Origin of the sequence: Sphingopyxis panaciterrae, from assembly GCF_011762125.1 — a bacterium.
Taxonomy (GTDB): Bacteria; Pseudomonadota; Alphaproteobacteria; order Sphingomonadales; family Sphingomonadaceae; genus Sphingopyxis; species Sphingopyxis panaciterrae.
This window is the reverse complement of sequence record NZ_JAASQN010000005.1, coordinates 18,199-30,200: the sequence shown is the minus strand read 5'-3', so window position 1 is coordinate 30,200 and position 12,002 is coordinate 18,199. Positions and strand designations below refer to the sequence as shown.

The following is a 12,002-nucleotide window of genomic DNA, read 5'->3' as shown; positions in this document are numbered from 1 at the left end:
AGGTCCTGATGCATGTCCGAACGCGCCGACCTTGATCGCACGATGCGCCGGATGTGGGCGGCCAAGGGGTCGAGCCACGACAAGGTCGTGCGCATCCTGCGCTATGGCCTGCCGCTGGTCATCGGCGTCGTCGCGGCGATCCTGATCTTCTCGCCCTTCACCCAGCGCACCGAAATCAGCTTCCTGCTCGCCAAGGACAAGGTCGAGATGGCGAAGGAGCGGATGAAGGTGACGCGCGCCGAATATCGCGGCCAGGATGCCAAGGGGCAGCCCTTTGCCCTGCTCGCCGGCAGCGCGGTGCAGCAGTCGAGCGCCGAACCGATCGTCAAGATGAACGAGCTGTCGGGTGCGATCAAGCTGGCCGACGGCCCGGCGACGATCGCCGCGGCGAACGGCGCCTATAATATGGACACCGAAAAGGTCGACGTCCCCGGAACGGTGAAGGTGCGCAGCGCCGGCGGCTATCGCATCGATGCGAGCAATGTCGCGATCGACCTCAAGAGCCGCAGCCTCGTCGGGCGCGGCGGGGTCAACGGCGCGTTGAATATCGGGCCGTTTTCGGCCAATCAATTGACCGCCGATCTCGACCAGCGGATCGTCCGCCTGTCGGGCAATGCGCGGCTCAGGATCAATCAGGGAGTGCTCAAATGAACCGCCTCTGGACCATGAAGAGCATGGCACTTGCGGGCGCGTCGTTCGCGCTGACCGGGCTCGCGCTCGTGTCGACGGGATCGGGCGACGCCGCGCAGGCGCAGGCGCTCGCCAACCACAACAGCAGCGCGCCGGTCGATTTCGCGGCGGGCAGCATCGAGGTGCAGGACCGGTCCGATCGCGTCGTGCTCGCGGGCAATGTCCGGGTGACGCAGGCCGGGCTGACGGTGACCGCGCCGCGCATGACCGTCGCTTACACACGGCAGGGCGGCACCGACGTCAACCGGCTCGACGCGACCGGCGGGGTGACGGTGGTCAAGGGCGACGAACGCGCGTCGGGCAATGTCGCGATCTACGATCTCGACCGGCGGCTGATCACGATGGTCGGCAATGTCGAACTGAACCAGCGCGGCAATCACCTGCGCGGCGGACGGCTGGTGATCGACCTCAATTCGGGGCGCGCGACGGTCGATGGCCGCGGCGCCGCCAGAGGCCCCGACGGCAACCCCGTACAGGGCGGCACCGGCGGCCGCGTGACGGGGACGTTCACGGTACCGGAAAGAAAGCAGTAACCAGGCTTTTTCGCTTTGCCGAAAGCATGGCCGCTACAGTCTGCCTGCGGGGACCAACCACCCGCGGTGCCAGGGGGCGATGCCGCGCAAAAAGGCCTTAGGTCATGCGCATTCCGCCCATTGCTCCGCCGCGGCGTCCCGTGTCTAGCCGCCGCGAACCTTTCGAAACCCCGGCACTTCCCGGGCCGACGCCCGGCGAACGGCGGCTGATCGACCGCCTGATGCGCCGCGCGGGGTATCGCGATACGCGCTGATCCTGCGGAGGCGGCGCTGAAATATTTCACGCGAAGACGCGAAGACGCGAAGATAGTGCCGCGCCGTCAGGCGCTATACCAACCGCATTGCGAAACCGGTGCGTCAGCAATCAAAGCGGCTTCGCCGCGATAAAAATCTTCTTCGCGTCTTCGCGTCTTCGCGTGAAACAAAAACAGGCACCACCTTCGCGTAACAAAGCTTCCTTGGCGTAAGCTATCCGCCTCCCTACATGGGGCGCGCATGCCGCCCGATACCTCCACCAGCGCCGACGCCAGCCGCGAACCGCCCGTCCTTGCGACGCTGAAGCGTTTCCTGCCCTATTTGTGGCCGGCGGGGCATACCGAACATAAGGTCCGCATCGTCCTCGCCGCGCTCATCGTGCTCGCGTCAAAGGGCGTGCAGCTGTCGATGGGCTTCCTATACGGCGCCGCGATCGACCGGATGGCGCCGGGGATGGAAGAAGGCGTCGCGCTCGCGATCGGGCTTGTCCTCGCTTATGCCGGCGCGCGCTTTGCCGGGGTCTTGTTCGACAATCTGCGCAATGTGGTGTTCGAGCGGGTCGGGCAGGATGCGACGCGCGAGCTCGCGATCGCGACCTTCACCCATCTGCACGCGCTGAGCCTGCGCTTCCACCTCGCGCGGCGGACGGGTGAGGTCACCAAGGTGATCGAGCGCGGCACCAAGAGCATCGACACGATGCTTTATTTCCTGCTCTTCAACATCGCGCCGACGGTGATCGAACTGGTTGCGGTGCTGGTGATCTTCTGGAGCAAGTTCAGCTTCGGGCTCGCCAGTGCGACTGCATTGATGGTCGTCCTCTACATCATCTTCACGAGGCGGGTGACCGACTGGCGAAATGCGCTGAGGGTGCGGATGAACGACCTCGACACGCTGACCGTCGGGCGCAGCGTCGACAGCCTGCTCAATTACGAGACGGTCAAATATTTCGGCGCCGAGGAACGCGAGGCGGCGCGCTATCGCGACGTCGCCGACCAATATGCGCGCGCCGCGGTGAAGAGCGAGAACAGCCTCGCGTGGCTCAACGTCGGGCAGAGCTTCATCACCAACGCCGCGATGGCGGGGGCGATGGCGTACACCGTCTGGGGCTGGTCGACCGGCGAGTACAAGGTCGGCGACGTCGTGCTGGTGAACACCTTGCTCGCCCAGCTGTTCCGCCCGCTGGACATGCTCGGCATGGTCTATCGCGTCATCCGCCAGGGGCTGATCGACATGGAGGCGATGTTCCGCCTGATCGATACCCCGCCCGAGGTGCGCGACGTCGAGGACGCATGGCCGCTCGTCGTGAACGGCGGCGCGGTGGCGTTCGACAATGTCGTCTTCGGTTACGAACCCGACCGCACGATCCTGAACGGGGTCAGCTTCGCGGTCGGCGCCGGCGAGACGCTGGCGATCGTCGGCCCGTCGGGCGCGGGCAAGTCGACGATCGCAAGGCTGCTCTTCCGCTTCTACGATCCCCAGGGCGGCCGGATCACGATCGACGAGCAGGATATTGCCAGGGTGACGCAGCAAAGCCTGCGCGCCGAGATCGGCATCGTGCCGCAGGATACGGTGCTGTTCAACGACAGCATCGGTTACAATATCGCCTATGGCCGCGAGGGGGCGAGCGCCGAGGGTGTCGCCGCGGCGGCCGAGGGCGCGGCGATCGACGGCTTCATCGCGCTGCTGCCGCAGGGCTATGACACCGAGGTCGGCGAGCGCGGGCTCAAACTGTCGGGGGGCGAGAAACAGCGCGTCGCGATCGCGCGCACCCTCCTCAAGAACCCGCCGGTGCTGATCCTCGACGAAGCGACCAGCGCGCTCGACAGCCGCACCGAGGCGGCGATCCAGGACACGCTCGAACGCATCGCGGCGCGGCGCACGACGCTGGTGATCGCGCACCGTCTGTCGACGGTGACGGGGGCGGACCGGATCATCGTGCTCGACAAGGGCATGGTGGCGGAAACGGGGACGCACGATCAGCTGCTGGCGATTCGCGGGCTTTATGCCGACATGTGGGCAAGGCAGCAGGCGGAGAAGGAAGAAGGGACGGTTTAGGGTAGAGTCCCCTGCGGACGTTATCCTTCCTCGTCCCCCCGGACTTGATCCGGGGTCCCGCTTGACCTCGAACACCGCCGGATGCCCTCAAAAAGCGGGATCCCGGGTCAGGCCCGGGATGACGAAGCTGTAGAAAGCAGCGTCCGCTCCCCACCCCATAGCCGTCATTCCCCCGCGGGCTCCGCATCTTCACCCAGCGAAGAGAAAAGGTTGGGGCATCGGCCGCCTTTCCAAGGGCATCCGATCGACGGGCGGACGCGCAGACGGTTGCACCGGCGCGCAGCGCACCATCAATCGCAACTAAATTACTTGCCTTGGGTTGACCCCTCGCGCCCGCGCCCTTTACGCAGGGTTCATGCCGCATGACACCAGCCTGATCGGAACCATCGTTGCCGGTCTGGGCGTTGCTTTCCTGATGGGCGCGCTGGCGCACCGGCTCCGCATCTCGCCGATCGCGGGCTATCTGCTCGCGGGGGTGCTCGTCGGGCCGTTCACCCCGGGGTTCGTCGCCGACACCGGGCTGGCGATGCAGCTCGCCGAGATCGGGGTGATCCTGCTGATGTTCGGGGTCGGGCTGCATTTTTCGCTGAAAGACCTGCTCTCGGTGCGCAAGATCGCGGTGCCGGGGGCGGTCATGCAGATCGGCGTCGCGTCGGCGCTCGGCATCATGCTCGGCCTGTGGCTCGGCTGGTCGATCGCGGGCAGCGCGGTGTTCGGGCTGGCGCTGTCGGTCGCGTCGACCGTCGTGCTGCTCCGCGCGCTGCAGGCGCGCGACATGGTCGAGACCGAAAAGGGCCGGATCGCGGTCGGCTGGCTGATCGTCGAGGACCTCGTCATGGTGCTCGCGCTCGTGCTGCTGCCCGCGATGTTCGGCGACCGCGGCGATGAAGCCGGCATTGGCGCGAACGGCGCCGGGCTGCTCCAGTCGGCGGGGATCGTGCTGGTCAAGGTCGTCGGCTTCGTCGCCTTCATGTTCCTGATCGCGCGGCGCATCCTGCCGTGGGTGCTCCACTGGGTCGCGCATTCGGGATCGCGCGAGCTGTTCCGGCTCGCGGTGCTGGCGATTGCGCTGGGGGTGGCGTTCGGCGCGGCGGTGATTTTCGACGTGTCGTTCGCGCTCGGCGCCTTCTTTGCCGGGATGATCCTGGGCGAGACGCAGCTGTCGCGCCGCGCCGCCGAAGAGACGCTGCCGCTGCGCGACGCCTTTGCGGTGCTGTTTTTCGTCTCGGTCGGCATGTTGTTCGACCCCAAGGTGCTGATCGAGCAGCCGGGGCCGGTGATCGCGACCGTCGCGATCATCGTCGTCGGCAAGTCGGTCGCCGCCTATGCGCTCGTCCGCGCCTTCGGCCACAATGCGCAGACCGCGCTGACGGTGTCGGTCAGCCTGGCGCAGATCGGCGAATTCTCGTTCATCCTCGCCGGACTGGGCGTCGGGCTCAAGGTGCTGCCCGAAACGGGGCGCGACCTGATCCTCGCCGGCTCTTTGCTGTCGATCCTGTTCAATCCGATCCTCTTCTCGCTCGCGGTCAAACGCATCCGTTCGGAAGAACCCGATGTCGAAGCGGTGGCGGACGGCGACGATGCGCCGGGGCCGTGCAACGCCGGGGTCGTGCTGATCGGCTATGGCCGCGTCGGCAGCCATATCGGCAGCCTGATCTGCGGACGCGGCGAGGGGCTGACGGTGATCGAGGATCAGAAGGATATGGCCGCCGCGGCGCGCGAAGCGGGGGCGACGGTGATCGTCGGCGACGCGACAAAGGAAAGCATCCTGCGCCAGGCGGGGCTCGACGAGGCATCGACCTTGCTGATCGCGATCCCCGAAGGCGTCGAGGCGGGGGCGATCGTGCGGCGCGCGCGGGCGATCAATCCGAAGCTGGTGATCGTCGCGCGGGCGCATTCGGACGAGGAAGTGAGCGACCTCGTCCGCCGCGGCGCCGACCATGTCGTGATGGCCGAGCGCGAGACCGCCTCGCGGATGGCCGAACGGGCGATGCTGACTTTGGCTTGATTCTTCCGTCGCCTCCGCCCTCGCGGGGGCGACGGTGGATGTAATCGGGGCTTCCCCCTTCCTCTTAAACTTCCTATCGCCACCCGCAATGTCCGCCGACGCGCTCCTCCCCCTTCTCAAATCCACTTTCGGTTTCGACCATTTCCGTGGCCGTCAGGCCGAGGTCGTGGACCGGGTGATGGCGGGGGCACGGACGCTCGCGGTGATGCCCACCGGCGCCGGCAAATCGCTGACCTACCAGCTTCCCGCCGTGGCGCTCGACGGTTGCGTCGTCGTCGTCTCGCCGCTGATCGCGCTGATGCATGACCAGCTGCGCGGTGCACGCGCGGCGGGGATTCGCGCCGCCAGCCTGACCAGCGTCGACGCCGACTTCGCCGCCACGCGGCAGGCGTATCGCGACGGCCAGCTCGACCTGCTCTATATCGCGCCCGAGCGCGCGACGGGCGAGGGCTTCCGCTCGCTGATGGAGGCGCGCACCCCGGCGCTGTTCGCGATCGACGAGGCGCATTGCGTGTCCGAATGGGGGCATGATTTCCGGCCCGACTACCGCCTGCTGCGGCCGCTGCTCGACGCCTTTCCCGCGGTGCCGCGGCTCGCGCTGACCGCCACCGCCGACAAGCATACGCGCGAGGATATCCTGCTCCAGCTCGGCATTCCGGCGGAAGGGCTGGTGCTCGCGGGGTTCGACCGGCCGAACATCCGTTACCGGGTGACCCCGCGGATCAGCCCGGCAAAGCAGCTCATCGACTTCATCGCCGCCAATCCGGGGCCGGGGATCGTCTATTGCCCGACCCGCGACGGGACCGAGCGGATGGCCGAAAAGCTTGCGGCGGCGACGGGGCGCAGCGTCGCTGCCTATCACGCCGGGCTCGACGCCGAACGGCGGGCCCGGGTGCAGCATGATTTCGTCGCGTCGGAGGACGGCATCGTCACCGCGACGGTCGCCTTCGGCATGGGGATCGACAAGCCCGATGTGCGTTTCGTCGCCCACGCCGGCCTGCCGAAATCGATCGAAAGCTATTATCAGGAAACCGGGCGCGCGGGGCGCGACGGCGACCCGGCCGAGGCGCTGATGCTGTGGGGCGCCGATGATTTCGCGCGCGCGCGGATGAGGCTCGCCGAACTGCCCGCGGGACGGCAGACGGGCGAGCGGGCGCGGCTGAACGCGCTCGCGGCGCTGGTCGAGACGGTCGAATGCCGCCGCGCTTTGCTCCTCCGCCACTTCGGCGAAGACCCGCCCGAACGCTGCGGCAATTGCGACAATTGCCTCGAGCCCGGAAAGCAGGTCGACGCGACGGTGCTCGCGCAGAAACTGCTCTCGGCGGTCTATCGCACCGGGCAAAGCTATGGCGCCGGGCATATCGAAGCGGTGCTGACGGGAAGGAGCGACGAACGGATCGCGAGCCGCGGGCATGATAAATTGTCGGTGTTCGGCATCGTCGCCAGCGATGAAGCGCGGCTGATCAAGCCACTGGTGCGTTCGCTGATGGCGCGCGAGGCACTCGGCACCACCGAACATGGCGGGCTGATGCTCGGCCCCGCGGCGCGCGCGATGATGAAGGGCGAGACCGCGGTGCTGATGGCCGAACCGCCGGTGAAGCGGACGCAAAGGGCGGCGCGCGGTGGCGGCAATGTCGCACCGAACCCCGTCGGCGACCCGCTGTTCGACGCGCTGCGCGCGATGCGGCGCGAACTGGCGGCCGAGGCCGGGGTGCCGCCCTATGTGATCTTCCACGACGCGGTGCTGCGCACGATGGCGAGCGAACGGCCGGCGACGCGGGGCGCGCTGTCGGGCATCGCCGGCGTCGGCGCGAAGAAACTCGAGGCGTGGGGCGATGCGTTCCTGAACGTGATCCGGCAATATTGATCGTCGCGAATGGTGCGGCCGGAAGCTGCCGTTCCCCCTTTTTCGTCCCCCCGGACTTGATCCGGGGTCCCGCTTGACCTCAAGAACGGCCGGATGCCCAAAGAAGCGGGATCCCGGGTCAAGGCGGAAGAGCCACGGGTCTCCTCCGCGGATGACAGAAAAAGGGCAGGAAGCGGCCGATTGCTGCCATAGCCCCTTATAATGACAAATGTTGGGAACGTCCGCTCCCCACCCCCAAAGCCGCCGCCCTTTTCCATACGCCGCCATCGGCCGCATCGCCATCCTGGCACCCCATACAGCTTCACACTTGTCAGCAAGCGGGCGGCGGGAGTAGATCGCTGGCATGAGCGATTTTCGAACCCTGTCCGCCGACTATAGCGTCGCCCCGCAAATCAGCATCGAGGATGTGGCCGAGGCCAAGGCCGCGGGCTTCGCGATGGTCGTCAACAACCGTCCCGACGGCGAAGAGCCGGCGGCGCCGCAGGGCGGCGACATCGCGCACGCCGCCGCCGCTGAAGGGCTCGCCTATGCCGCGATCCCGATCGGCCATGCGGGTTTCAGCCATGCGCAGATCGACGCGCTCGACAAATTGCTCGGCGATGCGACGGGGCCGATCCTCGCTTACTGCCGCTCGGGGACGCGTTCGACGCATCTCTGGGCGCTGACCCGCGCGCGCGCCGGCGACGATGTCGACGGCATCGTAGCGGCAGCGGCAAAGGCCGGGTACGACCTTGCCGGCCTCCGGCCGATGCTCGACGCGCTCGCGGGCGACAAGTGACGGCAAATGACCTGATCCAGACGGGGGCATCGCTCGCCGCGGTCTTTTTTCTTGCCTGGCTGGTCGGGCGGATGGGGCTCGGGGCTGACCCGCGCATCGCCGATGCAAGCCACGCGATCCGGCTGGCCGAAGAGGCTGAAGCCGGATTTGGCGGCGTCGAGGTCGCCCGCGACCGCGCGGGCTTTGCCGCGATCGTCCGCAATGCCGAAGGACGGATGATGCTGGTCCGCGCGCACGGCAATCATTTCGCAGCGCGGCCGGTCGACCGCCATGTGATCGGCCGGCTCGACAAGGATTTCCTGACTCTGACGACACCCGAGCGGACCTTCGGCGCGGTGACGCTGCAATTGGGCAAGGAAGCGGGGATGTGGGCGAGCCGCATGCGGACCCTCCGCCATGGTTGAACTGCTCGATCCCGTCACCTATGCCATTCCGGCGTTCATCCTGCTGCTGATTGCCGAAATGATCTTCGCGCGGCGCGTCGACAAAAGCCGCTACGAGGCGCGCGACACCCTGATCTCGCTGCTGCTGGGAACGGGCAGCCAGATCGCAAGCGCGCTCGTCGGTGCGGCCGTCATCGGCATGGCGGTGTGGCTGCACCAATATCGGCTGTTCGACATCGGCATCGAATTCAAAAGCTGGTGGTGGGCGTGGATCTTCTGCTTCTTCCTCGACGATCTGGCCTATTATGCCTTCCACCGCAGCGCCCACCGCGTGCGCTGGTTCTGGGCCAGCCATGTCATCCACCACAGTTCGCAGCATTATAATCTGTCGACGGCCCTGCGGCAGACATGGACCGGTTTCATCAGCCTCGGCTTCCTGTTCCGGCTGCCGCTGTTCCTGATCGGCTTTCCGCCCGCGATGGTGTTCTTCTGCGCCGGGCTCAACCTGATCTATCAATTCTGGATCCATACCGAGGCGATCGGGCGGCTGCCGAAATGGTTCGAGGCGGTGATGAACACCCCGTCGCACCACCGCGTCCATCATGGCGTCAACCCGCGCTATCTCGACGCCAATTATGCCGGGGTCTTCATCATCTGGGACAAGATGTTCGGCAGCTTCGTTCCCGAACGCGATGACGAGCCGGTGCGCTACGGCATCGTCAAGCAGCTCGGCAGCTTCAATATCCTCTGGGCCGCGGTGCACGAATGGGTGGGGATCGCGAAGGATGTGCGGGCCGCGCCGTGGCGGCACAAGCTTGATTATATGTGGCGCGAGCCCGGCTGGAGCCACGACGGCAGCCGCGCGACGAGCGCGATGATCAAGGAACGCTGGGCAGCGACGCGGCCGGTGGAAGAAGCGGCGGAGTGAACGTGGCGCGCTGGCAATATTGGGATGTGCTGGCATTCGCTGCAGGCGCCGTACCGTTGATTCTGGCGGTTCTCCTCGATGCCTTCGGGTCGCGGGGTGACGGCATGATGATCTTCGCCGGCTTCGCGGGTTCGGTGGCGTGGCTGGCCGCCTGGTCTTGCGTGCCGCTCGTCGGCGCGGGAGCGCTGATGGGATGGCAAACGGGAAATCGCATGCTGATTGTCGCGGGCGGCCTGCTTCTGCTCCTCAGCGCGATCCCTTCATTTCTCCTGTTGGCCGCCTGTTATTCGGGCAACTGCATTTGAAAGCCGCCGCATCTAGCAGCTTGCCACCCGCCCTAATGACATTCATGTAAGCATCCGGACGACCGCCGGCAGGCGGCGCGAGGGAGAGCGGCAAGCATGGATCAGTTCGATATCATCGTCATCGGCGGCGGCAGCGCGGGCAGCGCGGCGGCGGGGCGGCTTGCCGAAGCCGGCTCGCGCACCGTCTGTCTGATCGAGGCGGGCGGGCGCAACGACAATATGCTGATCAAGACGCCGGGCTTCATGCCCTTCATCCGGGGGGCGTCGAACTATAAATATGAAACGGTGCCGCAGGCGGGTCTGGGCGGCCGCACCGGTTACCAGCCGCGCGGGCGCGGGCTCGGCGGGTCGAGCGCGATCAATGCGATGATCTATATCCGCGGCCACCGGTTCGATTATGATCAGTGGGCCGCGCTGGGCGCCACCGGCTGGAGCTATGCCGACGTCCTGCCCTTCTTCAAGCGCAGCGAGGGCAATGAGCGCGGGGCCGACGAATTTCACGGCGCGGGCGGGCCATTGAATGTCATGGACCAACGCTGGCCCAATGTGACGAGCCGCCGCTTCGTCGAAAGCGCCGCGGCGCTGCAACTGCCGCGCACCGCCGATTTCAACGGCGCGAGCCAGGAGGGCTTCGGCCTTTATCAGGTGACGCAGAAAGGCGGCGAACGCTGGTCGGCGGCGCGCGCCTATGTCGAGCCGTTGCGCGAACATGGCAATTTCGCGGTCCGCACCGGCGCGCTGGTCGAGAAGATCATTGTTGAGAACGGGCGCGCGACGGGCGTGGTGATCCGGCGCGGGTCGAAACGCGAGACGCTGGGCGCGCGCGGTGGCGTGATCCTGTCGGCCGGGGCGTTCAACAGCCCCCAAATCCTGATGCTGTCGGGGATCGGGCCGGGTGCGCATCTTCGCGACAAGGGCATCGCGGTCGTGCTCGACCGCGCCGGCGTCGGCGCCAATCTGCAGGACCATATCGACTATGTGTCGAGCTGGGAAACGCGCTCGACCGATCCGCTCGGCGACAGCCCCGGCGCGACCTGGCGGATGATGAAGGCGATTTTCGAGCACCGGACGAAGCGCAGCGGGATCATGACCACCTGCTTCGCCGAGGCGGGCGGCTTCTGGAAATCGCGTCCCGGCCTGCCCGCCCCCGACATCCAATATCATTTCGTTCCCGCGATGCTCGAGGATCATGGGCGGACCAAGGTGAAGGGCCACGGCTTTTCGTGCCACGCCTGCGTGCTGCGCCCCGAAAGCCGCGGGTCGGTGACCTTGGTGTCGGGGGATGCCGCCGCGGCGCCGGCGATCGATCCGGGTTTCCTGACCGACGAACGCGACTTGGCGACGCTGCGGGCCGGGGTACGGATGATGCACCGCATCGCTGCGGCGCCGCCGCTGTCCGATTATGCCGGGACCGACCGGCATCCGGTGAACCTCGACGACGATGCCGCGCTCGACGCGCTGATCCGCCGCCGCGCCGACACCGTCTATCATCCGGTGGGCACGTGCCGCATGGGCAGCGACGCCGATGCGGTGGTCGATCCGGCGCTGAAGCTGCAAGGAATCGAGGGGCTGTGGGTCGCCGACGCCAGCATCATGCCGCGCCTCGTTTCGGGCAACACCAACGCGCCCAGCATCATGATCGGCGAGCGCGCGGCCGACTTCGTCAAGGCGGCCTTGGCGTGAATTTTTCCCGGCGAGAGCCAGGGCCCGGCGCGGCCGGCGCGGCCCGCACGGGTCCCGGCTTTAGCTGCGGCATTCGGCCCCGCCGCGCGCGATTCGACGTGGCCGGGTGACGTCCGCCGCGTCGCTACCCCTTCGGCAGGAGTGGCGGATTTCCGGGGAATTATGAACCTGCGTGCGCCGCGGACAAAAAAAGAGGGCCGGGACTTGCGTCCCGGCCCAGCCTTTCAGGCTCTCCCCTCCTGAAACTGTTGACGCAATGAATGCCACATTAATGTCATGTTGGAAAGGCCTAAAACGCCTGCGCCCCGCCAATTTTTTGCGCACAAAAATCTGCACAAAATTCGGGGGAAAAAGGGGAGCGAGAATGGGTCCGGCCACAATCGAAAAGAGGCCGGGGACAAGCTCCGGGCCCGTGGCCGTCCCGGCCACAATCAAAAAGAGGCCGGGGACAAGCCCCGGGCCCGTGGCCGTCCCGGCCACAATCAAAAAGAGGCCGGGGACAAGCCCCGGCCAGTGG

General features: G+C 66.8%; 11 protein-coding genes. All 11 read left to right on the top strand.

Going from position 1 to position 12,002, the window contains the following annotated elements:
• Nucleotides 1-12: 12 nt before the first annotated feature.
• On the top strand, nucleotides 13-651 hold the full coding sequence (lptC, locus tag FHR22_RS16450; protein WP_166944794.1) for an LPS export ABC transporter periplasmic protein LptC: 639 nt from the start codon (nucleotides 13-15) through the stop codon (nucleotides 649-651).
• On the top strand, nucleotides 648-1,223 hold the full coding sequence (locus FHR22_RS16445; RefSeq protein WP_208417760.1) for an LptA/OstA family protein: 576 nt from the start codon (nucleotides 648-650) through the stop codon (nucleotides 1,221-1,223). Before lptC ends, FHR22_RS16445 begins: the two co-directional genes overlap by 4 nt.
• Nucleotides 1,224-1,327: 104 nt before the next feature.
• Nucleotides 1,328-1,477: a hypothetical protein gene (locus tag FHR22_RS16440; RefSeq protein ID WP_166944793.1), complete on the top strand. Its 150-nt coding sequence runs from the start codon at nucleotides 1,328-1,330 to the stop codon at nucleotides 1,475-1,477.
• A gap of 241 nt (nucleotides 1,478-1,718) precedes the next feature.
• Nucleotides 1,719-3,533, top strand: coding sequence for an ABCB family ABC transporter ATP-binding protein/permease (locus FHR22_RS16435; RefSeq protein WP_166944792.1), 1,815 nt, complete (start codon nucleotides 1,719-1,721; stop codon nucleotides 3,531-3,533).
• 355 nt (nucleotides 3,534-3,888) lie between these two features.
• A complete protein-coding gene (locus FHR22_RS16430; RefSeq protein ID WP_166944791.1) occupies nucleotides 3,889-5,541 on the top strand; it encodes a cation:proton antiporter domain-containing protein in 1,653 nt (550 codons plus the stop codon).
• Nucleotides 5,542-5,629: 88 nt separating this feature from the next.
• The gene (gene recQ / locus FHR22_RS16425) at nucleotides 5,630-7,408 is read left to right on the top strand and encodes a DNA helicase RecQ (protein ID WP_166944790.1); all 1,779 of its coding nucleotides are present in this window, start codon (nucleotides 5,630-5,632) and stop codon (nucleotides 7,406-7,408) included.
• 343 nt (nucleotides 7,409-7,751) lie between these two features.
• Complete coding sequence (locus FHR22_RS16420) at nucleotides 7,752-8,186, top strand: TIGR01244 family sulfur transferase (protein WP_166944789.1); 435 nt, start codon at nucleotides 7,752-7,754, stop codon at nucleotides 8,184-8,186.
• Nucleotides 8,183-8,590 carry a hypothetical protein gene (locus tag FHR22_RS16415; RefSeq protein WP_166944788.1) on the top strand — a complete coding sequence of 136 codons (408 nt, stop codon included), beginning with the start codon at nucleotides 8,183-8,185 and terminating at the stop codon, nucleotides 8,588-8,590. Before FHR22_RS16420 ends, FHR22_RS16415 begins: the two co-directional genes overlap by 4 nt.
• A complete protein-coding gene (locus FHR22_RS16410; RefSeq protein ID WP_166944787.1) occupies nucleotides 8,583-9,497 on the top strand; it encodes a sterol desaturase family protein in 915 nt (304 codons plus the stop codon). The genes FHR22_RS16415 and FHR22_RS16410 overlap by 8 nt, the downstream gene beginning before the upstream one ends.
• Nucleotides 9,494-9,802 (top strand): hypothetical protein, encoded by a 309-nt coding sequence (locus FHR22_RS16405; protein ID WP_166944786.1) that lies wholly within the window; start codon nucleotides 9,494-9,496, stop codon nucleotides 9,800-9,802. The genes FHR22_RS16410 and FHR22_RS16405 overlap by 4 nt, the downstream gene beginning before the upstream one ends.
• 96 nt (nucleotides 9,803-9,898) lie before the next feature.
• Complete coding sequence (locus FHR22_RS16400; protein WP_166944785.1) at nucleotides 9,899-11,485, top strand: GMC family oxidoreductase; 1,587 nt, start codon at nucleotides 9,899-9,901, stop codon at nucleotides 11,483-11,485.
• Nucleotides 11,486-12,002: the final 517 nt, after the last annotated feature.